Origin of the sequence: Zophobihabitans entericus (genome assembly GCF_011745665.1) — a bacterium.
GTDB lineage: Bacteria > Pseudomonadota > Gammaproteobacteria > Enterobacterales > Orbaceae > Zophobihabitans > Zophobihabitans entericus.
The window spans coordinates 1,194,212-1,218,011 of record NZ_CP050253.1 but is presented as its reverse complement, the minus strand read 5'-3'; the positions used below and the strand labels follow the sequence as shown (position 1 = coordinate 1,218,011).

General features: G+C 39.7%; 24 protein-coding genes, 1 riboswitch and 1 other annotated feature. Of the genes, 9 read left to right on the top strand and 15 right to left on the bottom strand.

The annotated features are described in order from the left end of the window. Nucleotides 1-5: 5 nt before the first annotated feature. Nucleotides 6-986 (top strand): 4-hydroxythreonine-4-phosphate dehydrogenase PdxA, encoded by a 981-nt coding sequence (gene pdxA, locus IPMB12_RS05480; protein WP_166915712.1) that lies wholly within the window; start codon nt 6-8, stop codon nt 984-986. Between the two features lie 43 nt (nt 987-1,029). Continuing rightward, nucleotides 1,030-1,773: a DeoR/GlpR family DNA-binding transcription regulator gene (locus IPMB12_RS05475; RefSeq protein ID WP_166917703.1), complete on the top strand. Its 744-nt coding sequence runs from the start codon at nt 1,030-1,032 to the stop codon at nt 1,771-1,773. An 824-nt stretch (nt 1,774-2,597) separates the two neighbouring features. On the opposite strand, the gene IPMB12_RS05470 is transcribed toward IPMB12_RS05475, so the two are convergent. The 3 genes from IPMB12_RS05470 to IPMB12_RS05460 form a co-directional block, all read right to left on the bottom strand. Then, complete coding sequence (locus tag IPMB12_RS05470) at nt 2,598-3,365, bottom strand: ABC transporter ATP-binding protein (RefSeq protein WP_166915710.1); 768 nt, start codon at nt 3,363-3,365, stop codon at nt 2,598-2,600. Then, on the bottom strand, nt 3,365-4,459 hold the full coding sequence (locus tag IPMB12_RS05465; RefSeq protein ID WP_166915708.1) for a FecCD family ABC transporter permease: 1,095 nt from the start codon (nt 4,457-4,459) through the stop codon (nt 3,365-3,367). The genes IPMB12_RS05470 and IPMB12_RS05465 overlap by 1 nt, the downstream gene beginning before the upstream one ends. Before the next feature lie 131 nt (nt 4,460-4,590). Beyond that, complete coding sequence (locus IPMB12_RS05460) at nt 4,591-5,727, bottom strand: ABC transporter substrate-binding protein (RefSeq protein WP_166915706.1); 1,137 nt, start codon at nt 5,725-5,727, stop codon at nt 4,591-4,593. Between the two features lie 193 nt (nt 5,728-5,920). Here IPMB12_RS05460 and IPMB12_RS05455 point away from each other — a divergent pair, with 193 nt between their 5' ends. The 5 genes from IPMB12_RS05455 (at nt 5,921) to fis (ending at nt 9,971) form a co-directional block, all read left to right on the top strand. After that, nucleotides 5,921-6,160: a DUF997 family protein gene (locus IPMB12_RS05455; protein ID WP_166915704.1), complete on the top strand. Its 240-nt coding sequence runs from the start codon at nt 5,921-5,923 to the stop codon at nt 6,158-6,160. Between the two features lie 14 nt (nt 6,161-6,174). Beyond that, nucleotides 6,175-7,620 (top strand): sodium/pantothenate symporter, encoded by a 1,446-nt coding sequence (gene panF, locus IPMB12_RS05450; protein ID WP_166915702.1) that lies wholly within the window; start codon nt 6,175-6,177, stop codon nt 7,618-7,620. A gap of 4 nt (nt 7,621-7,624) precedes the next feature. Beyond that, complete coding sequence (gene prmA, locus IPMB12_RS05445; RefSeq protein ID WP_166915700.1) at nt 7,625-8,515, top strand: 50S ribosomal protein L11 methyltransferase; 891 nt, start codon at nt 7,625-7,627, stop codon at nt 8,513-8,515. A gap of 156 nt (nt 8,516-8,671) precedes the next feature. Next, complete coding sequence (dusB, locus tag IPMB12_RS05440) at nt 8,672-9,667, top strand: tRNA dihydrouridine synthase DusB (protein ID WP_166915698.1); 996 nt, start codon at nt 8,672-8,674, stop codon at nt 9,665-9,667. A 7-nt stretch (nt 9,668-9,674) separates the two neighbouring features. After that, nucleotides 9,675-9,971 (top strand): DNA-binding transcriptional regulator Fis, encoded by a 297-nt coding sequence (fis, locus tag IPMB12_RS05435; RefSeq protein WP_166915696.1) that lies wholly within the window; start codon nt 9,675-9,677, stop codon nt 9,969-9,971. Nucleotides 9,972-10,838: 867 nt separating this feature from the next. Here fis and deoD read toward each other — a convergent pair. Then, on the bottom strand, nt 10,839-11,567 hold the full coding sequence (deoD, locus tag IPMB12_RS05430) for a purine-nucleoside phosphorylase (protein WP_166915694.1): 729 nt from the start codon (nt 11,565-11,567) through the stop codon (nt 10,839-10,841). 170 nt (nt 11,568-11,737) lie between these two features. Between deoD and IPMB12_RS05425 the strand changes: the two genes are divergently transcribed. Further along, nucleotides 11,738-12,574, top strand: coding sequence for a hypothetical protein (locus IPMB12_RS05425; protein WP_166915692.1), 837 nt, complete (start codon nt 11,738-11,740; stop codon nt 12,572-12,574). 42 nt (nt 12,575-12,616) lie between these two features. Here the strand turns inward: IPMB12_RS05425 and IPMB12_RS05420 are convergent, their stop codons facing one another. The 10 genes from IPMB12_RS05420 to thrS form a co-directional block, all read right to left on the bottom strand. Beyond that, the gene (locus IPMB12_RS05420; protein ID WP_166915690.1) at nt 12,617-13,261 is read right to left on the bottom strand and encodes a 7-cyano-7-deazaguanine/7-aminomethyl-7-deazaguanine transporter; all 645 of its coding nucleotides are present in this window, start codon (nt 13,259-13,261) and stop codon (nt 12,617-12,619) included. 101 nt (nt 13,262-13,362) lie between these two features. After that, complete coding sequence (gene queC / locus IPMB12_RS05415) at nt 13,363-14,040, bottom strand: 7-cyano-7-deazaguanine synthase QueC (protein ID WP_166915688.1); 678 nt, start codon at nt 14,038-14,040, stop codon at nt 13,363-13,365. 45 nt (nt 14,041-14,085) lie between these two features. Continuing rightward, entirely contained in the window at nt 14,086-14,568 is a 483-nt protein-coding gene (gene queF / locus IPMB12_RS05410) for a preQ(1) synthase (protein WP_166915686.1), read from the bottom strand. A gap of 2 nt (nt 14,569-14,570) precedes the next feature. Continuing rightward, a riboswitch (PreQ1 riboswitch) is annotated at nt 14,571-14,615 on the bottom strand. A 99-nt stretch (nt 14,616-14,714) separates the two neighbouring features. Continuing rightward, entirely contained in the window at nt 14,715-15,017 is a 303-nt protein-coding gene (locus IPMB12_RS05405) for an integration host factor subunit alpha (protein ID WP_166915684.1), read from the bottom strand. 4 nt (nt 15,018-15,021) lie between these two features. Next, nucleotides 15,022-17,409 carry a phenylalanine--tRNA ligase subunit beta gene (gene pheT / locus IPMB12_RS05400; protein WP_166915682.1) on the bottom strand — a complete coding sequence of 796 codons (2,388 nt, stop codon included), beginning with the start codon at nt 17,407-17,409 and terminating at the stop codon, nt 15,022-15,024. A gap of 14 nt (nt 17,410-17,423) precedes the next feature. Continuing rightward, nucleotides 17,424-18,407 (bottom strand): phenylalanine--tRNA ligase subunit alpha, encoded by a 984-nt coding sequence (gene pheS, locus IPMB12_RS05395; protein ID WP_166915680.1) that lies wholly within the window; start codon nt 18,405-18,407, stop codon nt 17,424-17,426. Nucleotides 18,408-18,493: 86 nt separating this feature from the next. Then, nucleotides 18,494-18,608 (bottom strand) — a sequence feature (Phe leader region). Nucleotides 18,609-18,755: 147 nt separating this feature from the next. Then, entirely contained in the window at nt 18,756-19,109 is a 354-nt protein-coding gene (rplT, locus tag IPMB12_RS05390; protein WP_166915678.1) for a 50S ribosomal protein L20, read from the bottom strand. Nucleotides 19,110-19,157: 48 nt separating this feature from the next. Continuing rightward, complete coding sequence (rpmI, locus tag IPMB12_RS05385) at nt 19,158-19,355, bottom strand: 50S ribosomal protein L35 (RefSeq protein WP_166915676.1); 198 nt, start codon at nt 19,353-19,355, stop codon at nt 19,158-19,160. Nucleotides 19,356-19,443: 88 nt separating this feature from the next. Then, on the bottom strand, nt 19,444-19,983 hold the full coding sequence (infC, locus tag IPMB12_RS05380) for a translation initiation factor IF-3 (RefSeq protein ID WP_166917702.1): 540 nt from the start codon (nt 19,981-19,983) through the stop codon (nt 19,444-19,446). A gap of 3 nt (nt 19,984-19,986) precedes the next feature. Beyond that, nucleotides 19,987-21,915 carry a threonine--tRNA ligase gene (gene thrS, locus IPMB12_RS05375; RefSeq protein WP_166915674.1) on the bottom strand — a complete coding sequence of 643 codons (1,929 nt, stop codon included), beginning with the start codon at nt 21,913-21,915 and terminating at the stop codon, nt 19,987-19,989. Between the two features lie 357 nt (nt 21,916-22,272). On the opposite strand from thrS, the gene IPMB12_RS05370 reads away from it, so the two are divergent. Beyond that, entirely contained in the window at nt 22,273-22,509 is a 237-nt protein-coding gene (locus tag IPMB12_RS05370) for a hypothetical protein (protein WP_166915672.1), read from the top strand. 63 nt (nt 22,510-22,572) lie between these two features. On the opposite strand, the gene IPMB12_RS05365 is transcribed toward IPMB12_RS05370, so the two are convergent. Continuing rightward, a complete protein-coding gene (locus IPMB12_RS05365; RefSeq protein WP_166915670.1) occupies nt 22,573-23,526 on the bottom strand; it encodes a TerC family protein in 954 nt (317 codons plus the stop codon). Nucleotides 23,527-23,800: the final 274 nt, after the last annotated feature.

The window sequence follows — 23,800 nt, the reverse complement described above, 5'->3', positions numbered from 1 at the left end:
CGATTGTGTCAAAAGTCATTGCTATCACTATGGGAGATCCGGCTGGAATCGGACCTGAAATCATTGCTCAGGCGTTACAATCTCCCGTTGTAGAAAATGTTCATTCTGTGGTTGTAGGTTCCGCTGATATTCTTAAAAAACAGTTACAACTTGGCATCATTAGTAATGTCACCATTAATGTGATCAAACAGGTTAAAGATGCCAAGTTTTCACATGGCATTATCAACGTGATTGATGTTCCGGTTGAAAATATTAATACTTTAATACCGGGTAAAGTACAAAAACAGGCCGGAGATCTGGCATATCGTTGTGTCAAAAAGGCCACTGAACTGGCAATGAATCATGAAGTAGCAGCAATTGCCACAGCGCCACTAAACAAAGAAGCACTGCACAGTGCCGGACATATGTATCCGGGCCATACGGAACTGCTCGCAGAACTCACTAATAGTAAAGACTATGCGATGGTGCTTTATACCGATAAGTTGAAAGTAATTCATGTAACAACACACGTTTCACTACGTAAATTCTTAGATAATTTAAATAGTCAGCGTATTGAAACTGTTATTGGCATTGCTAATGATTTCTTAAAACGTGTCGGTTATGCTCATCCGCGTATTGCTGTGGCTGGTGTCAATCCACATGCTGGTGAAAATGGCTTGTTTGGTGATGAAGAGATTAAATTTGTTACACCCGCGATTGAGGCAATGCGAGCAAAGGGTATAGATGTTACCGGCCCTTGCCCACCCGATACGGTGTTTTTACAAACGCATGAAGGTAAGTTTGATATGGTTGTGGCGATGTATCACGATCAGGGGCATATCCCACTAAAACTACTGGGCTTTTATGATGGAGTAAATATTGCAGCAGGCTTACCATTTATTCGTACTTCCGCCGATCACGGTACCGCTTTTGATATCGCCTGGAAAGGTATCGCTAAAGCTGACAGTATGATTGAATCCATTCGTTTAGCCGCACAGCTGGCGTAGGCGTGAGTTAATTGTGAGTAAGCATAATCGTTTAGACCAGATTATGGATTATCTGAAAGAGCATAATCTGGTCACTGTTGAAGATTTAGTTATAGCTATCAAGGCTTCTCCTGCTACGATTCGTCGTGACCTGATTAAACTTGATGAGCAAGGCGTGATTAATCGTACCCACGGTGGCGTGACGATTAATCGCTTTATTCCGGCTCAACCCACCACGTATGAAAAAATTCACCGTAATCAGTCAGAAAAACAATCGATTGCTGATATCGCAGCGAGCTTTGTGCTGGCGGGTGATTCAATTATTTTAGATGCTGGCACCACAACGCTTGAGATAGCACGTCGCCTGACGCATATGCCACTGCGCGTGATCACTTCTGATTTGCACATTGCCCTTTTTTTATCTGAATTTAAGCAGATTGAAGTGACGATTATTGGTGGTAAAATCGATGACAGTAGCCAGTCCTGCATCGGTGAACATGGTCGGTTATTACTTCGTCAAATCAATCCGGATATTGCTTTTATTAGTTGTAATTCCTGGAGTCTGGAGAAAGGCATTACCGCACCAACAGAAGAAAAAGCGCTGGTGAAAGCCAGCATTGCCGAAAAAGCTAATCGGGTAATTTTAGTGGCCGATAGCAGTAAATATGGCTCTTATTCTCTGTTTTCATCCATTGCTATGTCATCTTTTACTGATGTGGTGACGGATAATAAAATCAATAAAGATATTCATTCACAGCTGAAATTGCAGAATTTTAAGTTACATATCTCAAACAACTCAATCAAATAATTTCCTCAAATAAATCAAAGGGTTATAAATTTAAGTTTTTGATTTATTTGAAGTTAGTGTTTGATATTAGCGTGGGGTTTGGGGCGGACTGCGCCGCCCGGGCGCAATGTTTTAGGTCAGGTTCTGTTATTAGCTGGGGGGGGTTGCGGGGCACGCCCCGCTGGCGTGTATCTTTTTGTGTTGTTGCAGGTTCTGTGGGACTTGATGGCCTACCGCACCCCATAGGCACCCGCTCGAGGGCTCGCTAAGACCTATGAGGTACGCTCTCCATCAATCACTGCATCACAGACTCAATATGTAATAACAACAAAAATTCAAAATCAAAGACAAAGACAAAGACAAAGACAAAGACAAACTATCAAATTTCTCTTTAATTACCAGAATATTTTATCTTTAAAAATTAAATAAAAATAATACATTGATTTAATTAAATTTATTTTCTATTTTCTATTTTCTATTTTCTATTTTCTATTTTCTATTTTCTATTTTCTATTTTCTATTTTCTATTTTCTATTTTCTATTTTCTAAATAATGATAGAGCCATCAATAAGATTTTAGGTAAATTTTATTTCAGAAAGATACTGAGTTTTTTGAAAGGAAGAGATTAAGAAGTTAAAAATGTTAAGAGATGACAGAAGTGTCGCTGCTCTCTGGAATTTGCGATGGCACACTTGCATCCCTTCTCGCAAATTCCAGAGAGCAGTGGCGCTTAACAAGGCTTATATAAACACTATACAAAAAATATTACGCATGGGCGGCGCAGTCCGCCCCAAACCCACGCTAATATCAAACACCGCACCAAAAATACATGCCCCGGTACGCAACTAGATTAACCCATCAACCAACACTTGCGGGTAGCCCCTCGAGCAATATTCAATCCGCCCTTGTACACCATACACTGTTGCCAGATTCTCTGGTGTAATCACCTCACACGGAATACCTTCTGCAATCAGTCCACCATGCTTTAGCATCACAATATAATCTGCATGACGCAATGCAATATTAATATCGTGCACAACAATCACGGTCACCATATCGCGCTGAACGGTCTCTTTTTTTACCATATCCATCACATGGAACTGGTAATTCAGGTCAAGCGCGCTAAGTGGTTCATCAAGCAGTAAAATATCTGGCTTACGAATTAAAGATTGAGCGAGCCCAACCAACTGCTTCTGTCCGCCGGATAGTTCATCTAAATAACTGAGCGTTAAATGAGTAATACCCAGTCTGGCTAAGACGTCAAGAATCGCGTTTTCATCAGTTGCCTGAAAATTACTGGCACGCTGAGCAACAATCACTGATTCAAGCACTCTTAAATGCACCCCTGCCGGTAACGATTGTGGTAAATACACAACTCGTCTGGCACGCTCAACAAACGGGCATTGCATAAAATCCAGACCATCATAAACGATTTTACCTGTGGCTTTATTTAATCCCGCCAGCGCTCGTAAAAGAGTTGATTTACCACTACCATTTGGCCCCAGCAGAGCAACAACCTTATTTTTAGGTAAAGTCGATAGATTCAGATCTGTAATAATATTTTTGTGGCCATAACCAGTGGTCAGATGTGATACCGTTAATCCCTTTGTCATTACACTCGCCCTCTATAACGTAAAATAATACTCATAAAGAACGGCACACCAACCAGAGCAGTAACAATACCAACCGGAATAATCACACCGTGCAGTAAGTTTTTAGACACGATAGAAGCCAGTGACAGTACAATGGCACCAACCAGGGCACTAGCCGGCAGATAGAAACGGTGATCTTCACCAAATAAAATTCTGGCAATATGAGGAGCTACAAGACCAATAAAGCCAATTGGACCAACAAAGGCAACTGCCGTCGCTGACAGCAGACTCACTCTTAGCAAAGTGCTTAAACGCAGTTTCTTCGTATCAATACCAAAGCTCACTGCTCTGTCTTCACCTAAACGCAGTGCTGTTAGCTTCCATGAGTTTGTCATAGACCAGATAAATAACACACAGAAAATCGCAAATAAGATACCAATTTTAACCCAGTTAGAACGAGTTAAATTACCCATTGTCCAAAATACTAAGCCTTGTAAAGTGTCTTCTGTAGCAATAAATTGCATCATTGAAACCAGCGCTTTGAAAGTAAAGACCAGAGCAATACCAAACAGAACAATACCTGCACTCGACACCCGAGAACGACGCGTTACCAAATCAAGCATCAGCGCAGCCAGCACCGCAAACAGGAAAGCATTAACCGAGATAATCCACTGACCCGGAACGCCCGGAATAGAGATATCTAAAACAATTGCCAGTGCAGCACCAAACGCAGCTGCGTCAGAGAGTCCAAGCGTAAACGGGCTGGCAAGTGGGTTATTTAAAATGGTCTGCATTTCGGCACCCGCAAGCCCAAGCGCCATCCCAACTACAATAGCCATTAACGCATATGGCAGACGGATATCCCAGACAATGGTACGAATATTAGCTGTTACACTATTTTGAGAAACCAGCGCATTCCAGAGTGTTTCCAGAGATAAACCCGCCGGTCCTAAAACAAAATCCAGCACCAGCGAAATAAAAATCATAACGACAAAAAGTAATAAAATACCGATACGATATTTTAATAATTTTTGATAATGGCTTAAAAATTTTTGTCCCTGTTGCTGCCGGGAAATCAAACTATCTTTATTTTCTGTTAAATGACTATTATCCATCGGTCGTCTGCTTCCAAAATTGCTCAATCTTATAGTTATGACTGTTTATTTTATAAATCACTATAAAAAAGATTAGCGACCAGACATCGGTCGCTATATTTATTTAGTTGGTATAGAAATAATTCTCTTCATTATTCTGCAGTGTAATTATCAACCCAGAATGTCCCTCTTGGTTCAACGGCTAAGAACTCACTATATAATTCATTCATGGTTTGCTTTGGATCTAAATCAGCAAATTTTTCCGGATAGAACCATTTAGCAAAGGCCTGAATCGCTAAGATGTTATAGGCAGAGTTATAATAACCATGCCAAATTGCATGAGTATTCTTAGTTTTTACTGCAGTTAAATCACGGATACCATTACGGTCAAATACAGCAGCAGCTGTTGCACGACTTTGATCTTCTGTTACTAAAGCACCAAGTTTAGCGCCAATATTTTTAGAATCAGGTGCCTGTGTCCCACTAACAATATAAACTTGTGGATCAACTGCAATAATTTTTTCAAGATTCACGTGACCAAGTGTTGCAGGTAGTAAACTTTTAGAGATATTTAAGCCACCAGCGGCATCAATAAACTCGCCCATATTACCGTTACCCGCTGTTGAACAGCAGTCTTCACTGGTTGCGGCTTTTAATTCGATAAATACAGTCGTACGCTGATCTTCAGGGATTGGGTTTACTACGTCAGTCACTCGCTTTAAATTTTCTTCATAGAAATTGATATAACGAGTCGCTTCTGCTTCACGGTTTAGTGCATCACCCAGTAAACGCATACTTGGAATAGTGTTTTTCATTGGGTAAGAACGGAAATCGACAAAAATCACCGGTACACCAGAACTCTCAAGTAATTTAACTAATTGGCTATCTCTGCCCGGACCATGACCTGATAAACCAAATACGGCAATATCCGGATTTAACGTTAAGACTTTCTCAGCACTGATGCTGTCTTCTGTAGTATTACCAATCAAAGGAATCTTATCAATTTCCGGAAACTTCTCTCTATACACTTCATAGTTTTGTGTATCCAGTTTGCGGAAGTCACCCTGCCAGCCAGCAATACGGGCAAAAGGTTTATCACCTTCAAGTAACGCTAAAGAGTGAATAATACGCCCTTCACCAAGTAAAATGCGATTCACTTGCTCCGGCACTTCTACTTCACGCCCAACAATATCTACAACTGTTTTTGCCATCGCCATTGAAGAAAACAGGCAACCAATTGAGAGTGCTACCGCAGCAAATGTTTTAGTCAATGCTTTATTACTCTTCATATTAATGATTCCATTTTGTGGTCAAGAAAGATAATGCAGTAATTTATTATAAATGAGAATTATTATCAATATTATTTTATTTATCAATTAATACAAATTCTATAATTAAGCACATAGCCCTTAATTTCTCCGACTTGCTAATTAAGCGACTTTCTTTTAATCTAATGCCTTGTTCTCTTCGGTTAAAACACCTATGGATAAACGATATTTACAAGCAAATAAAGAAGCAGTGCTTTCTTTGCTCTTAACTATTTTATATTTACTGGCCTGGTTAATTACTGCGTACTGTTTGGGTAGTGAGCCTGGAATTACAGGTCTGCCGCTCTGGTTTGAAGTCTCTTGTGTATTTGTGCCACTAGGGTTTGTGCTCGCCTGTTACATCGCCGTGCGTTTCAAATTTAAAAATATCTCCTTAGAACCAGATTCTCAATAAAGAACATAATAATTATGAATATTGATATTCTTATTCCGTTAATTCTCTATTTAATTCTCGTCTTCTCTTTATCCGTTTACGCTTATATTAAACGTAAAAAAGTGAATCAATTTACTGATTACTTTATTGGTAATCGCACTATGGGTGGCTTTTTACTGGCGATGACACTAGCCGCTACTTATATTAGTGCCAGTTCATTTATCGGTGGCCCGGGCGCAGCATATAAATTTGGTCTGGGCTGGGTTCTGCTGGCTATGATTCAGGTACCCACAGTTCTCTTATCACTAGGTATTTTAGGTAAAAAATTTGCTATTTTGGCACGTAAATATAATGCCATCACACTGAGCGATATGCTTTATGCCCATTACCGTAGCCGTTTGATTGTCTGGTTTGCCAGCATCGCAATCGTAGTCGCTTTTATTGGTGCGATGACCGTTCAGTTTGTTGGTGGTGCCAGACTGCTTGAAACAGCAGGAATTCCTTATGATGTCGGATTACTCATCTTTGGAATTGGTACAGTCATTTATACCGCTTTTGGTGGATTTAGAGCCAGTATCCTAAACGATGCTTTTCAAGGCTTAGTGATGATCATCGGGGCTGTTTTACTGCTGGCAGCCATTATTTATGCAGCCGGTGGCATTGATCACGCAATTTCATCTTTAAAAGCGATAGATCCGGCACTGTTAACACCTGAAGGCCCAAATAATTTTATGGACTTCCCTTTTATGGCTTCTTTCTGGGTGCTGGTCTGCTTTGGTGTGGTTGGTCTGCCTCATACTGCGGTACGATGCATGGCGTATAAAGATAGTAAAGCGGTTCATCAGGGAATCATTATTGGAACTGTTGTGGTTACCATCATCATGTTTACAATGCACCTTGCCGGCGCTTTAGGTCGGGTGATTCTACCAGACTTAACCATTCCTGATCAGGTGATTCCACAACTTATTATTCAGGTTCTGCCACCACTGGCTGCGGGTATTTTTCTGGCAGCTCCTCTGGCAGCAATTATGTCCACCATTAACTCCCAGTTATTACAAGTTTCGTCAGTGTTAATTAAAGATTTACTGCTCAGTATCAAACCAACGAGTCAATATAGTGATAAAAATTTAACTCGTTTATCAGTATTTATTACCTTTGTGTTTGGTGCTTTACTGATTGTTGCTGCCTGGAATCCACCAGAGATGATTATCTGGCTCAACCTGCTTGCTTTTGGTGGTTTAGAAGCGGTGTTCTTATGGCCACTCGTGCTTGGTTTATACTGGAAAAAAGCCAATGCCTGTGGCGCACTCAGTTCAATGATTATTGGTGCTGGTAGTTATATTATCCTTGCCAGCCAAAATATTAAGATTTTTGATTTTCACCCAATTGTACCAACACTCTGCTTTGGATTAATTGCTTTTGTTGTGGGTAACCAATTTGGTAAAAAGTCACATCTTGTGACTCAACAGGATATAGGATAACGATATGCCTTGGATTCAAATTAAGATCAATACATCCGGACAAAAAGCAGAACAAATTAGTGATTTACTCTCTGACCTTGGTGCCGTTTCTGTGACTTTTCAGGATACTTATGATGTGCCTATTTTTGAGCCTTTACCGGGAGAAACCCGTCTGTGGGGTGATACTGATGTCATTGGTTTATATGATGCAGAAACGGAAGTTGATCCACTGATTGCAGAGCTTCGTCAGTCTCCTTTATTAACAGAACACTTTTCTTATAAAGTAGAACAACTTGAAGATAAGGACTGGGAGCGTGAATGGATGGATAACTTCCATCCGATGAAATTTGGTCGTCGCCTGTGGATCTGTCCAAGCTGGCGAGAGATCCCAGACCCTAATGCAGTCAATGTGATGCTTGACCCGGGACTAGCATTTGGAACTGGTACTCATCCAACCACTTCACTTTGTTTAAGTTGGCTGGATAGCCTTGATTTAACGGGTAAAACTATTATTGATTTTGGTTGTGGCTCTGGGATTCTGGCTATCGCTGCCTTAAAACTGGGCGCTAAACAAGCTATCGGTCTTGATATTGATCCACAAGCTCTGCAGGCAACGCGTGATAATGCACAGCGCAATAATGTGTCAGATCGTTTAACCGTTTATTTAGCTAAAGACCTGCCGGATAATTTAACTGCTGATGTTGTTATTGCAAATATCTTAGCGGGTCCACTGAAAGAGCTGGCGCCTCAGATTATTCAACTGGTTAAACCCGATGGTTTACTGGGACTTTCAGGCGTTCTTAGTTCTCAGGCAGAAAGCGTGTGTGAAGCTTATCAGGCAGATTTCACTCTGGATGCTGTGGTTGAACAGGATGAATGGTGTCGAATCACCGGGAAGAAGAATAATTTCAAATAATTAATTTATAGCATGACTGAATAAATAACGTTTAAAGTCAATACGTTAAATAATGTCATGCTATTTAACTGGAATAATTTATTAATTATTTTAGCTTTAGCCCTTTAATCTCTAGTAAAAGATGCTAATATACGCGACCCAAAAGAGGATTTTATAATGCTGGCTGGTCACTTAAAAATTGGCAACTTAACATTACAAAATCGTCTTATTGCTGCGCCGATGGCGGGAATATCGGATCGTCCGTTCAGAGCCCTTTGTTATCAAATGGGAGCTGGCATGACGGTTTCAGAGATGTTACTGGCTAATGAGGACGTCTGGCACACAAATAAATCGACACTGCGAATGGTCTCACAAGATGAGCCAGGAATTCGTGCTGTGCAAATTGTGGGCTCAGACCCGGAAGAGATGGCTAAAGCAGCAAAATTGAATGAAGAGCATGGTGCCCAGTTAATTGATATTAATATGGGGTGTCCGGCAAAAAAAGTGAATAAAAAGTTAGCGGGCTCGGCATTATTGCAATACCCAACACTGGTGCAAAGTATCCTTTCAGCAGTAGTTAGTGCGGTAAATGTTCCTGTGACTTTAAAAATACGTACAGGTTGGGATATAATAAACAAAAATTGTTTAGAAATTGCCCAAATCGCAGAAGATTGTGGTATAAAAGCATTAACCATTCATGGACGAACCAGAGCGTGTTTGTTTAATGGCGAAGCTGAGTACGACTCAATTAAGAAGGTTAAGCAGGCGATCAGTATTCCGGTCATTGCCAATGGAGATATTACTTCTCCACAAAAAGCAAAGATGGTGTTGGAATATACTGGTGCTGATGCTCTTATGATTGGTCGGGCTGCCCAGGGAAAGCCCTGGATTTTTAACGATATTCAACACTATTTACAATCCGGTGTAGTTATGCCAGATAAAACTATTGATGAAGTTGAGCAAATCGTTACTGAACATACTCATGTACTCCATCAGTTTTATGGTGACTACAAAGGATTAAGAATCGCGCGTAAGCATGTTTCCTGGTATCTCCAGGGTTATACGGGCAACGAGCAATTTAGGCGCTTGTTTAATGCTATTGATGAGACTTCTCAACAATTTATTGCATTAAAAGCATTTTTTAATACATTACGTAATCATACAAAGAGTTAATAATATTATGCCAGAACAACGTGTTACAGCTGATGCTTTAAAATTCACTACTGTGAATTCTCAAGATAAGATCACTCAGAAACCACTTCGAGATTCAGTGAAACAAGCATTAAGAAATTACTTATCACAGTTAAATGGACAAGATCCAACAGACCTTTATGCTTTAGTTCTTGCAGAGGTTGAGCACCCATTCCTTGATATGGTAATGCAATATACTCGTGGCAACCAAACTCGTGCTGCTAACATGCTTGGCATCAACCGTGGTACTTTACGTAAAAAATTAAAACAATACGGTATGAGTTAATCGATAGATTATAAGTATACTTAATTGAATGTGGAAATCCCGGCTTAATGCCGGGATTTTTATTTCTGGGTTTGAGGTGGATTTCACCGCCTGTGTACAATGTTTTAGATTAGTGTTTGTTATTACCAGAGTGGTTGGCGGGGAGCACGCCCCCGCTGGCGTGTATTCTTTGGGTGGTGATTGCTATTAGCTGGGTATTTGGCGGGGAACACACCCCCGCTGGCGTGTATTTTTTGGGTGATGATTGCTATTAGCTGGGCGGTTGGCGGGGAGCACGTCCCGCTGGCGTGATCTTCTTGGTGTTGTTTCAGGTTCAGTGAGACTTGATGGCCTACCGCACCCCATAGGCACCCGCTCGAAGACTCGCTAAGACCTATGAGGTACGCTCTCCATCAATCACAGCACCATAGATTGAATGAAATATCAAAAATAAAAAAAGACAAAGTATTATTTTGATTATCTAAAGATTTTATTTTTAAAAGGTAAAAGTTTAATTATTTGATTTAATTAAATATTTTAGAGGTTAAATAATAGGTTAATTGATGGATAACTCAATAAGGTTTTAATAGATTGTATTTTGAGAAAATATTAAGACCATTAAAAAGAAAAGGTATTAAGAACTTGAAAATGTTAAGAGATTACAGAAGTGCCACTGCTCCCTGAAATTTGCGATGGCACACTTGCATCCCTTTCGCAAATTTCAGGGAGCAGTGGCACTTAAAATGCTTATACCCGCACAACACAAAAATATTGCACACGGCGATGCAGTCCGCCCTAGAACCCTCGCTAATTATGGACGCAGAACAAAAGACACACGCTCACGGGGCGTGCTCCCCGCCAACCACCCAGCTTATAACAACACCGGACTTATATCTCCCCTCGCCTCTTCCCAATCACTACAGACTCAAGCGCTACCTCAATCATCTGATCAAACGTTGACTCCCGCTCCTTAGAACTCAGCTTCTCCCCGGTTCGGATATGATCAGACACAGTACAAATCGTTAATGCTTTAGCTCCATATTCGGCCACTACACCATAAATTCCGGCCGCTTCCATTTCAACACCTAAGACTCCATATTTTTCTAAAACGTCAAAAATATCGCTCTCGGGCGTGTAGAAGAGATCTGTTGAAAACAAATTCCCAACTCTAAAACGAACACCTTTCTTTTCTGCTACTTCGACAGCATTACGAGCCAGAAAAAAATCAGCCGTCGCGGCAAAATCATGCCCATGAAAACGAATACGATTTACTTTAGAATCGGTACACGCTCCAGTGCCGATAATAATATCATTGAGCTTGATATCCAGACTTATTGCTCCGCAAGACCCAACCCGAATAATTGTTTTAACACCAAACTCTTTAATCAATTCCGTCGTATAAATGGAACAGGATGGAATCCCCATGCCGTGCCCCATAACGGAAACAGGAATACCAAGGTAGCTTCCCGTATAACCAAGCATTCCTCTGACGGAGGTCACTTCACGAGCGTTATCGATAAAGTTTTCAGCAATATATTTTGCTCTGAGTGGATCGCCAGGCATCAATACAACATCGGCAAAATCCCCTAAATTAGCATTAATATGTGGTGTCGTCATATCTCACTCCCCCAGTTAGCCTTCTTTCTTATACTTTACGCTTTTTTACCTGAAAATCGACATTGATCCAGGCGATTTCTAAGCTACATCACTAAAATTCTTTTATCTTATTAATGAACTCTTGTATCATTGAGATAACGTCATTTAGAACAATTACAAGGAAATCATGGATGTTAAAAAAGCTATTTTATTGTGGCATTGTCATTCTCATACTTACCGGATGTGATAACACTAAGCCAAATAACATCATTCAATCAAATAATCTTATTTTGGCAGAGATGCAGCTACCTGAGTTCAATCCAAATAAACCACTTAAACAACTTGTCCTCTATGAATCAGAAACACCGGTAGTTTCGCGTGAGGATACGCACGAAACAAATCAGACAATCGTAATTTACTATGACAGTACAGGTGCAATTACCGATACGAATTTTTCTCTGAACCTTGATGGTGAAAGTTTAGCTCACCATACAATAGAAAAAGCTGATAATTCATGGCGTCATACTGAATACGTTTTAGATGATACAAGTAATTCACTGGTTCCGGGATATATTTTTACTTATCTGACAGATTCTGCAGGACGTATTAACGAAATACAGGTTAATGAAGTCATAAAACCCAATCATTTGGATATCCCAATCAGTGCTGAATTTTCATATGACAATGACAACCGTATTATTTCCAGCTTTCATCAGGCGAATACACAAACTAAAACAACTCGGTACTCTTATTTAAACAATGGTCTGCTACACAAAATAGAACAACATATTGTGTTAACTATAGCTGATCTGGAAATCATAATGACGACTGAATATGCTTATAATGACAATAAAGAAATGATACAAAGAACGAGAACTCAATACCTCACAAATTCAGAACAGGATATTGAAGAAGCAATGCCAGAAGTTCAACAATGTATTGAATTTGATCAGGATTCCCATTGTATAAAATTTATTCCAAAGCCAATGAGAGAGGGTGTTTTATTTACCCAGCAATTTATCTATTAAGCAACAAAGAAGACAGATATCTCTGTCTTCCTCTCTTTTCAGTTACTTCTTAATCGCGGTTAAACGTTTTAACAAAATATTGAGTAATACACCATAAAGCGGTAAAAAGAACAATGCACAGATCAGAATTTTAAAGCTGTAATCCACCAGTGCAATTTCCAGCCAGTTTTCAGCCATAAACGGATCATCACTACGATAAAATGCAATACTAAAGAAAACCAGTGTATCAATCGCATTACCAGCGACAGCAGCAGCAGAAGGCGCTACCCACCAGCGATGTTGGCGTCTTAAATAGTTAAACACAGTGATATCAAGTAATTGCCCAACTAAATAAGCCGCAAAGCTGGCAGCGGCAATACGCGCTACAAATAGATTAAATGTAGATAAAGACTCAATCCCCATCCAGCTGCCATTAAAAAAGAGTACTGAGACTAAATATGACAAAGCTAAAGCAGGAATCATGACCACAAAAATAATCTTTCTGGCCAGACTCGCTCCAAATACCCTAATAGTTAAATCGGTCGTCAAAAAGATAAATGGAAAAGTAAATGCTCCCCACGTGGTATGGAAACCAAAAATAGTAAAGGGAATCTGTACCAGATAATTGCTCGAAGCGATGATCAGTATATGAAAAAACGATAAATAATATAAAGCTTTACGGCGCTGTAATAAAGAAAATTCGTACATAATTTTATTTTACCTTTTTAAATAATGGGGTGAGGGAACCCATAAAATGATTTATCAATAAAAATATAACATATTGATTTAATTAAATAAATTATATTAATTTATTCTACTGGTACTGAAGAAGAGCGTGTTGCCAGATATTCATCCAGCCCTTTATTACGCAATAAACAGCTTGGACACGTTTTACAACCACCTTCTACACCGTAATAGCAAGTGTGAGTATTAGCCTCAATATATTCCAGATATCCTAGCTCATCAGCTAGTTTCCAGACTTCAGCTTTAGTTAAATACATGAGTGGCGTTTTGATATTAAATGAGTAATCCATGGCCAGATTTAAGGTCACGTTCATCGATTTAATAAATACGTCCCGGCAATCCGGATAACCGCTAAAATCAACTTCACACACGCCGATGATAATATCGGTAATTCCCTGTTGCTTAGCATAATTAGCCGCCAGAAGTAAAAACAGTGCATTACGCCCGTCCACAAATGTATTCGGGTATTTATCGTCTTGCTGCTGTCCGATTGCCATATCCTGGTTAATCAATGCATTGTTAGTCGTTTGAGTAATTGCCGATGTTTGAATCACTAACTGAGGAATTCCCAGCTCAGCAGCAATCTTTTGTGCCTTTTCCAGCTCAATAGCATGGCGCTGACCGTAATCAAAACTGATCGCTTTGACATTTTCCTGACCATATTGTGCAATAGCCTGAACTAAGCAGGTCGTTGAGTCCTGTCCGCCAGAGAATATAACCAACGCTTGTTTGTTAGTAGTCATTGTGTTTCCTGATGAGTATTAAAAAATAGAGATCAAAAAGATAAATTAACGGTTATCTATTTTTTCAGGATACAGATCATGATTAGCGAGTCGATTAAAGGCTACCGTTTCCCATTGGGTGCCCTTTTTGCCATAATTGGCATACGGGTCAATCGAGATACCGCCACGTGGGGTAAATTTTCCCCAGACTTCGATATATTTTGGATCCATCAGTTTAATCAAGTCTTTCATGATAATATTGATACAATCTTCATGAAAATCACCGTGATTGCGGAAACTAAACAGATACAATTTTAACGACTTACTCTCAACCATTTTAATATTTGGCACATAAGAGATATAAATCGCCGCAAAATCAGGCTGTCCGGTAATCGGGCATAGACTGGTGAACTCAGGACAATTGAATTTAACAAAATAGTCATTGTCAGGGTGTTTATTCTCGAAAGTTTCGAGGATATCTGGGGAATAATCTGTAGGATAAGCCACAGATTGATTACCAAGTAAGGTAATATCTTTAAGGTTAGTCATTATGTTCCTTAGTTTTTTTGCGTGGGAGGATTTCGAACCACGTGTTTGATTAAAATAATCAGATAGCTATCTGAGTAAATGCCATTAATACAAAAGAGCACAAAACAGTTTCCTGCTTTGTGCTCTCAAGTAAAAGTTTACCAGGATTATTTAGCAGTTTTAGAAAGACTTGCTTCTACACGTTCTCTAAACTTAATCCCAGGTCTGAAAGTCACTACACGGCGTGCCGAAATAGCTACATTCTCACCAGTTTTAGGATTACGTCCTGGACGCGCACTCTTTTCACGAACTGCAAAATTTCCAAATCCAGAAAGTTTTACAGGTTCTCCTTTTTCTAAAGCAACTCTGATCTCTTCAAAGAAAAGCTCTACAAGCACTTTAGCTTCCTGTCTATCAATATTAAGTTTATTGATTAAACTTTCTGCGATATCAGCTTTAGTTAATGTCATATTATTATTCTCTTAGTAAGGCATCGAAGCGATTTTGCAACGCAGCAAGGCATTTGTCAACAATATTTACGATTTCCTGCTCTGTAAGTGTATGCGATTTATTCTGTAATATCAAGCTGATAGCCAGACTCTTTTGTCCCTGCTTAATACCTTCACCTTGGTACAGATCGAACAAATTGACAGCAATAAGATCTTCACCACCAGCTTTTTTACATTCATTAATAATATCCTGAGCAGGAACTTCATTATTAACAAGTATTGCAATATCTCGTCTGTTAGACGGGAAGCGAGAAATTTCTTTCGCTTCAGGAATAACTCTATGATTAATTTTATTCCATACCAGCTCAAAAACAACTGTTTTACTATTTAGATCCAATTTCTTTTCGATTTCTGGATGAAGTACCCCTAAATAGCCCGCGACTTCGTTATTTAGTACGAGCTCTGCACTTTGCCCCGGATGTAGCGCAGGATGCTTAGCCGGACGCAGTGATATCTCATCTAATCGACCAGTTAATGCTAAAATTGCTTCAACATCACCCTTAAGATCATAGAAATCCACGTGTTGTTTTGGTAATTTCCAGTGTTCATCATAAAGATTACCGGTAATCACACCAGACAGCATAAGCTCTTGCTTAACACCAAATTCAGCCTGAGTATCAGGTACAAAACGCAGTCCCGATTCAAATAGACGAATTCGAGGTTGCTGACGATTTTGGTTATAAACTACCGCGTCAAGCAGTCCTGTCCAGAGCGATAAACGCATTGCTGACATTTCTACTGAAATTGGATTAGGCAGAACAATAGTTTCAGCTTGTGGATGCAGTAATGACTGAGTTTTTGGATCAACAAAGCTATAAGTAATTGCTTCCTGATAACCACGGTCAACCAGCATCTCTTTGACACGAATTAGTGGTAGTTCTTTTTCCGGACGCGCAGCCATTTGTAGCTCAATATTCATAAAGGCATTAGGAATATTGTTATAGCCATAAATACGTGCCACTTCTTCAACTAAATCTTGTTCGATTTGCATGTCAAAACGCCATGTCGGCGCAACTACCGTCCAGCCATCGTCAGACACAGTCACCTGACAGCCTAAACGCGTTAAGATATCGGTGATTTTTTGTGTCTCAATAGAATAGCCGATCAGCTTATCTAACTTCTCACGACGCAAAGTAATCGTATTTACTTTTGGTAAATGCTCTTTATATGTTACGTCAATAATCGGGCCAGCCTGACCACCACAAATAGCCACCAAGAGTTCCGTTGCTCTCTCCATCGCTTTATGTTGTAGCGCAGGATCAACACCACGCTCATAGCGGTGAGATGCATCAGTATGCAGACCATATTCCCGCGCTTTACCGGCAATAGCTAGTGGTGCAAAGAATGCGGCTTCCAGTAAGACATCTTTAGTTTGCTCAGAAACACCTGATTTTTCACCACCAAAGATACCTGCCAGTGCTAAGGCTTTTTCGCTATCAGCAATGACCAGTGTTTTTGGTTTCAATGTAACTTCACTACCGTCAAGCAATACCAGTTTTTCGCCCTCTTCACCGTAGCGAATAACGACTTCTTTACTGATTTGGTTTAAGTCAAAGGCATGCATAGGATGACCAAGCTCAAGCAGTACGTAGTTAGTAATATCAACCACAGCATCAATTGAACGTACACCACAGCGACGTAGCTTCTCTTTCATCCAGAGTGGTGTTGCCGCTTTGATATCAATCCCTTTAACAATACGTCCTAAATAGCGCGGAGCTGCTTCTGGTGCTTCGATACGAATTGGTAGTACATCATTAATCACAGGTTTAACTGTCACAAACTCAGGTTCCTGAACCGGTAAGTTATTGACAGCTGAAATGTCACGTGCGATACCGTTGATACCAAAACAATCAGCACGATTTGGTGTCACGCTGATTTCAATCATTTTGTCATCCAGTTTTAAATACTGGCGAACATCCTGACCAATTGGTGCATCTGCTGGTAGTTCAATAATTCCACTGTGATCATCACTAATACCCAGTTCAGAATAAGAACATAGCATCCCTTCTGATGGCTCACCTCGCAATTTGGCAGCTTTAATTTTAAAGTCACCCGGTAGTACTGCACCAACAGTTGCACAAGCCACAGTTAAACCTTCACGGCAATTTGCCGCACCACAAACGATATCCAGTAAGGTACCTGTTCCAACGTCAACTTTAGTCACACGTAATTTGTCTGCATTTGGATGTTGTTGACAGGCAACAACTCGCCCAACGACTACTCCAGTAAAATCACCAGCAACAGGGTCAATACCATCAACTTCAAGACCAGCCATTGTCAGCTGTTCAGATAATTCATCACTACTTACGGCAGGATTAACCCATTCACGTAACCAACTTTCACTAAATTTCATGTTTTGGCTCCTGCTTATTTAAATTGTTTTAAGAAACGAAGATCGTTTTCAAAGAATGAACGTAAATCAGAGACGCCATAACGCAGCATCGTTAAACGTTCAATCCCCATACCAAATGCGAAGCCAGAGTACACGTCCGGATCAATACCTACATTACGTAGTACATTTGGATGCACCATACCGCAACCAAGTACTTCTAACCATTTGCCATTTTTGCCTTTAATATCTACTTCTGCTGATGGTTCAGTAAACGGAAAGTAGCCCGGTCTGAAACGAATAGTCATATCATCTTCAAAGAAGTGATGTAAGAAGTCATGCAATAACCCTTTTAAATGAGTAAAGCTAATATCTTTATCAATGAGTAATCCTTCAATTTGATGGAACATCGGCGTATGCGTCTGATCATAATCGTTACGATACGTACGACCCGGCGCAATAATACGAATTGGTGGTTTTTGATGTTCCATGGTTCTGATTTGCACGCTGGAGGTTTGCGTACGCAGTAGACGATCAGCATCAAACCAGAAAGTATCATGATCGGCCCGTGCCGGGTGATGAGCAGGAATATTTAACGCATCAAAGTTGTGGTAAGCATCTTCAATTTCAGGTCCGGTTTCAACCGAAAAGCCAAGTTGACCAAAGAATGATTCCAGGCGTTGAATCGTACGGGTAATCGGGTGTAGGCCACCGTTTTCCATACGCTTACCCGGCAGAGAAATATCAATCGTTTCACTGGCAAGTTTGGCATTCAGTGCAGCCCCTTCTAAATACTCTTTACGGCTATTTAAAGCTGTCACCACTTCTTGCTTAGCATCATTAATTTTTTGACCAACAGCAGGACGTTCCTCTGCCGGAACATCACGTAATGAAGCCATCTGTAAGGTAAAATGACCTTTCTTACCTAAATATTCAACACGGATTTGTTCAATCCCGTTGATATCTGCTGCACCTTCAATTGCAACTTTTGCGTTCTTAACTAGTTCCGCTAACTGAGACATAGTCACCCTCTTTCATCACTCAATATTTGGCGTGATACTTTGTATTGTCTAAACGTATATGTGATAAACGTTTACTTAAGATAAAAACAAAAAGAGCCTCTTTCTGAGGCTCTTCAATTATTTTTCGTTTCTCATTTTGCCTCAAAATGAACCTTATCTAAAGCTAAAAAAGAAACCAAAAATAACTGGATGCATGTTTATATTCCTGTATTTAAATAACTTATTTTAATAAATCATAATTAATTGATTTTATTGGAGTTTTTATAAAATTTTATCCACTATTTCTTGCTCTGTATCATTAATTACAAGAAATAAAAAAGAGGGGTAATCCCCTCTTTCTCAAAAAAGTTACAGTGCTGCTTTAGCTTTTTCAACTAGTGCAGAAAACGCAACTTTATCAAATACTGCGATATCAGCAAGGATCTTACGATCGATCTCAATAGATGCTTTCTTTAAGCCATTGATGAAACGGCTGTAAGATAAACCACATTGACGAGCTGCAGCATTGATACGCACAATCCATAATTGACGGAATTGACGTTTACGTTGACGACGGTCACGGTATGCGTATTGACCAGCTTTGATAACAGCCTGGAATGCAACACGATATACACGAGAACGTGCACCATAATAACCTTTTGCTTGTTTTAAAACTTTCTTGTGACGTGCACGAGCGATAACACCACGTTTAACGCGAGCCATAAACTTTATCCTCTAAAAAATAATAATTTAAATGTAATTCTTAAAAAATTAAGCGTATGGAACACACGCTGAAACTAAACCATGATCACCTTTTGATACCATGGTTAAACCACGTAGGTGACGTTTACGTTTAGTTGCTTTTTTAGTTAAGATATGACTCTTGTTAGCTTGCTTGTGTTTAAAACCACCAGAAGCTGTTTTTTTGAAGCGCTTAGCCGCGCCGCGTACAGTTTTAATTTTTGGCATAATAAAATATTCCACTTCGCATTGTTAATAACATAAAGTAAAGGGTGAATAAGACTACGGTTAAGCAGTTTTATTACTTGAAAACCAATTACTTCTTCTTAGGTGCGATTACCATTATCATTTGACGTCCTTCAATCTTAGTTGGATAAGATTCAACAACGCCTAACTCAGAAAGGTCTTCTTTGATACGATCAAGCATCTCGATACCAATCTGCTGGTGAGCCATTTCACGACCACGGAAACGTAGCGTAACTTTGGCTTTATCGCCGTCTTCAAGAAAGCGAATCAGGTTGCGTAGTTTTACCTGATAATCGCCTTCGTCTGTACCAGGTCGGAATTTAATTTCCTTAACCTGAACAACCTTTTGCTTCTTCTTCTGTTCTTTTGTTGCTTTACTTTTCTCGTAAAGGAACTTGCCGTAATCCATGATACGGCACACTGGAGGTTCCGCATTCGGACTAATTTCGACTAAATCTAAACTTGCTTCTTCAGCTTGTTTAAGAGCTTCATTTAAACTAACGATACCAAGTTGTTCACCTTCAATACCTGTTAGTCGTACTTCGCGCCCAGTAATCTCATCATTGATTCTGTGGGCACGAGTCGGTTGAATTCGTTTACCAGCTTTAATACTCTATTCCTCCAATTGGGTTAAACTTCGAGTACGGATTTCATTTTGCAGTAATTCTATAACATGATCGACATCAAAGCTACCAAGATCTTTACCACGACGTGTTCTGACCGAAACTTTACCAGCTTCAACCTCTTTGTCGCCACAAACCAGCATATATGGTACACGTTTTAATGTGTGTTCGCGAATTTTAAAGCCAATTTTTTCATTTCGAAGATCAGCTTTAGCACGAATACCTGCTGCCTGTAATTTATCTACCAGTTTTTGTACATAGTCCGCCTGATTATCAGTAATATTAATTACTGCCACTTGTTGCGGAGCAAGCCATGTCGGGAAGAAACCCGCACATTCTTCAGTTAAAATACCGATAAAACGTTCCATAGAACCTAAAATTGCACGGTGAATCATAACCGGAATATGACGTTCATTATCTTCACCCACGTAAGAGGCTTCTAAACGTTCAGGTAACATAAAGTCTAATTGTACAGTACCACATTGCCATGCACGCTCTAAACTATCATGTAGGGTAAACTCAATCTTAGGACCGTAGAATGCACCTTCGCCCGGCAGATATTCAAATTCAATACCGTTCTCAGTTAAGCATTCTGCTAAATCTTTTTCTGCAATATCCCAAATTTCGTCGCGCCCGATACGTTTAGCCGGACGAGTCGATAATTTCACAGAGATTCGCTCAAAACCAAATGTACTGTAAACATCATAAACCATTTTGATACAGCTACTGACTTCGCTACGGATTTGATCTTCTGTACAGAAGATATGCGCATCATCCTGAGTAAAGCCACGAACACGCATCAATCCATGTAATGAACCTGATGGTTCGTTACGATGACAGCTACCAAACTCAGCCATACGTAATGGTAAATCACGGTAAGATTTTAATCCCTGATTAAAAATCTGCACGTGACCTGGGCAGTTCATTGGTTTTACACAATATTCACGATTTTCAGATGAAGTCGTAAACATTAAATCTTTATAGTTTTGCCAGTGCCCAGTTTTTTCCCACAGCACGCGATCCATCATAAATGGGCCTTTAACTTCCTGATACTGATAATCTTTTAACTTAACGCGGACAAACGCTTCAAGTTCACGGTAGATAGTCCAGCCGTCATTATGCCAGAACACCATACCTGGTGCTTCTTCCTGCATATGATACAGATCAAGTTGTTTACCGATACGACGGTGATCACGTTTTGCTGCTTCTTCCAGACGTAACAAGTAAGCATCTAATTGTTTTTTATCCGCCCATGCAGTACCGTAAATACGTTGTAACATTTTATTGTTACTATCACCGCGCCAGTATGCACCAGCAACTTTTTGTAATTTAAAGTGGTGACAAAAACGCATGTTTGGTACGTGCGGACCACGACACATATCAACATATTCCTGATGATGATAAAGACCCGGTTTAGAATCTTTTGGTACATTTTCATCAAGAATTGCAATTTTATAAGGTTCATTACGCGCCACAAAAATGTCTCTTGCTTCTTGCCATGAAACATTCTTTTTAATCACGTCATAATTAGTTTTTGCCAGCTCAAGCATACGCGCTTCAAGCTTCTCAAGATCTTCCTGAGTTAAGGTATGGTCTAAATCAACATCATAATAGAAACCATTATCAATCGTTGGACCAATCGCCATTTGCGTGGTTGGCCAGAGTTGTTTGATAGCGTGTCCAAGTAAGTGAGCACATGAGTGACGAATAATCTCAAGACCGTCTTCATCTTTCGCAGTAATAATAGCGAGCGTTGCATCTTCAGCGATTAAATCACAAGCATCACGACGTTCACCGTTCACGCGTCCGGCAATACACGCCTTCGCAAGACCTGCTCCAATACTTTGAGCAACTTCAAGAACAGTAACTGGTTTATCAAATTGACGTTGACTTCCGTCAGGAAGAGTAATAACTGGCATGGTAATTCCTTAGCTACAGTGGTGCGCCACACGACAGCGCACGTGCAATAATCATTGTTTGATTGTTATTTGTAAATGCTAAATACAATATTTAGGTGCAATAGGATATCACTAATTTAGTGTGTTTTAAATAGGCAGGATAAGAGTTTAGTGTAAAATTTTAGAATAAACAATGTCGTGATTAACTCATTTTTTAGACAGAATGCATTCAGGAAAAAACACTGCTGTGGAATATTCAGGATATTTATAGTCGATATACCAAAACCACTTATCTAAAATGCAGTTAGTAATTAACCCCATAAATTATTATAATAGCACCACAATAAAAACTAAATCCTGAACAACCTAAGAACAACTATGCAAAATATACTTAAACCGCTTGCTATTACTTCAATTGCCCTCTCTTTAATCAGCATCCTTAATGGACTTGTCTGTCTCACTTTTATCGTTATGAATACGTTCGATCTTGGCCCTTACTGGCTCTATCATGGCGGGCAATTTTTTTATATCGCTGAGATTATTTTTGTTATGGCTCTGGCGGTACTCACCTCTCTGATCGTTGCGATTTGGGTATATCAGCAAAGCACTAAGTAACTTCTGTCACAACAAAAAAACCACTCTATATTTAGAGTGGTTTAATTTCATATTTAATTCCGATTACTTATTATATTTCTTGTTATACCAGACATTCACTATCATAGTAATCACTAAAATTGCCGCCACAACACCAAGAGAAATTCCCACCGGAATATGGAAGATATCCAGCAGTAACATCTTAATACCGATAAAGATTAAAATAACTGCTAAACCATATTTGAGTAATGAGAACTTCTCTGCCACATTCGCCAGTAAGAAATACATGGCACGCAAACCAAGAATTGCAAATAAGTTAGACGTTAACACAATAAATGGGTCTGTCGTTACCGCAAAAATAGCCGGAATACTATCAACAGCAAAAATCACATCACTAATTTCAACTAAGAGCAGAACTAAAAGTAGTGGCGTGGCATAGATAACCCCTTTATGTCGAACAAAGAATCTCTCTCCATGCATTTCATCAGTCATACGCATCTTATTGCGTAGCCATTTCACTATTCCTCTTTCGCCAATAGGCACATCACTCTCTTTGGCAAACGCCATTTTCAAGCCTGTGAATAATAAAAACAGACCAAAAACGTAGAGTAACCAGTGGAACTGAGTAATTAACTGAATACCAGCAAAAATCATGATAACGCGCAGGACAATAGCCCCCATTACGCCATACACCAGCACACGACGCTGATAAGCTGGTGGAACAGTGAAATAGTTAAATAACATTAACCAGACAAATACGTTATCAACCGCTAAAGCTTTTTCAATCAAATAACCTGTTAAAAATGCCGTGGCCTGAGTTGCTGCAATTTCACTACCAACAGTATTTTTTAAATGCCACCAAAGACCTAAATTAAACAGTAATGCTAAGCTAATCCATAAACATGACCAGCGTGCTGCCTGCTTCATGGTCATCACACTGCCTTTATTCTTTCCTTGTAAAAAAAGGTCAATCATTAACATAACAGCAACAATGGCTGCAAAACTTCCCCAAAGTAATGGTGTTCCAACCGATACCATAAATTTCTCTCCTTTTGACAATGATATTGATATTCATCGTCTGTACCTAATTTATTCCTAAATTCAGGCCAAAAAAAATGGCCAACGTCAGAAAACGTAGCCACTTAATTTTTTATAAGCATACCTCGCCTTCTGGCAAGGTCTCACTTACAACCGGAGGGTTGCTCGATAACCGGGTATCTGTAGATACCGTAATGACGATTAATCGACAACAAAGTTACTCCCCTTTGCTGATGCGTAACATACTGTATGTCATGAGTTACGTCAAGAGGGC

What these genes read in the sequence shown, in the direction of transcription:
- IPMB12_RS05475 (WP_166917703.1), top strand. Translation starts at nt 1,030, where the DNA reads ATGGATTATCTGAAAGAGCATAATCTGGTCACTGTTGAAGATTTAGTT.
- IPMB12_RS05470 (WP_166915710.1), bottom strand. Translation starts at nt 3,365, where the DNA reads ATGACAAAGGGATTAACGGTATCACATCTGACCACTGGTTATGGCCAC.
- IPMB12_RS05465 (WP_166915708.1), bottom strand. Translation starts at nt 4,459, where the DNA reads ATGGATAATAGTCATTTAACAGAAAATAAAGATAGTTTGATTTCCCGG.
- IPMB12_RS05460 (WP_166915706.1), bottom strand. Translation starts at nt 5,727, where the DNA reads ATGAAGAGTAATAAAGCATTGACTAAAACATTTGCTGCGGTAGCACTC.
- IPMB12_RS05455 (WP_166915704.1), top strand. Translation starts at nt 5,921, where the DNA reads ATGGATAAACGATATTTACAAGCAAATAAAGAAGCAGTGCTTTCTTTG.
- panF (WP_166915702.1), top strand. Translation starts at nt 6,175, where the DNA reads ATGAATATTGATATTCTTATTCCGTTAATTCTCTATTTAATTCTCGTC.
- prmA (WP_166915700.1), top strand. Translation starts at nt 7,625, where the DNA reads ATGCCTTGGATTCAAATTAAGATCAATACATCCGGACAAAAAGCAGAA.
- dusB (WP_166915698.1), top strand. Translation starts at nt 8,672, where the DNA reads ATGCTGGCTGGTCACTTAAAAATTGGCAACTTAACATTACAAAATCGT.
- fis (WP_166915696.1), top strand. Translation starts at nt 9,675, where the DNA reads ATGCCAGAACAACGTGTTACAGCTGATGCTTTAAAATTCACTACTGTG.
- deoD (WP_166915694.1), bottom strand. Translation starts at nt 11,567, where the DNA reads ATGACGACACCACATATTAATGCTAATTTAGGGGATTTTGCCGATGTT.
- IPMB12_RS05425 (WP_166915692.1), top strand. Translation starts at nt 11,738, where the DNA reads ATGTTAAAAAAGCTATTTTATTGTGGCATTGTCATTCTCATACTTACC.
- IPMB12_RS05420 (WP_166915690.1), bottom strand. Translation starts at nt 13,261, where the DNA reads ATGTACGAATTTTCTTTATTACAGCGCCGTAAAGCTTTATATTATTTA.
- queC (WP_166915688.1), bottom strand. Translation starts at nt 14,040, where the DNA reads ATGACTACTAACAAACAAGCGTTGGTTATATTCTCTGGCGGACAGGAC.
- queF (WP_166915686.1), bottom strand. Translation starts at nt 14,568, where the DNA reads ATGACTAACCTTAAAGATATTACCTTACTTGGTAATCAATCTGTGGCT.
- IPMB12_RS05405 (WP_166915684.1), bottom strand. Translation starts at nt 15,017, where the DNA reads ATGACATTAACTAAAGCTGATATCGCAGAAAGTTTAATCAATAAACTT.
- pheT (WP_166915682.1), bottom strand. Translation starts at nt 17,409, where the DNA reads ATGAAATTTAGTGAAAGTTGGTTACGTGAATGGGTTAATCCTGCCGTA.
- pheS (WP_166915680.1), bottom strand. Translation starts at nt 18,407, where the DNA reads ATGTCTCAGTTAGCGGAACTAGTTAAGAACGCAAAAGTTGCAATTGAA.
- rplT (WP_166915678.1), bottom strand. Translation starts at nt 19,109, where the DNA reads ATGGCTCGCGTTAAACGTGGTGTTATCGCTCGTGCACGTCACAAGAAA.
- rpmI (WP_166915676.1), bottom strand. Translation starts at nt 19,355, where the DNA reads ATGCCAAAAATTAAAACTGTACGCGGCGCGGCTAAGCGCTTCAAAAAA.
- thrS (WP_166915674.1), bottom strand. Translation starts at nt 21,915, where the DNA reads ATGCCAGTTATTACTCTTCCTGACGGAAGTCAACGTCAATTTGATAAA.
- IPMB12_RS05370 (WP_166915672.1), top strand. Translation starts at nt 22,273, where the DNA reads ATGCAAAATATACTTAAACCGCTTGCTATTACTTCAATTGCCCTCTCT.
- IPMB12_RS05365 (WP_166915670.1), bottom strand. Translation starts at nt 23,526, where the DNA reads ATGGTATCGGTTGGAACACCATTACTTTGGGGAAGTTTTGCAGCCATT.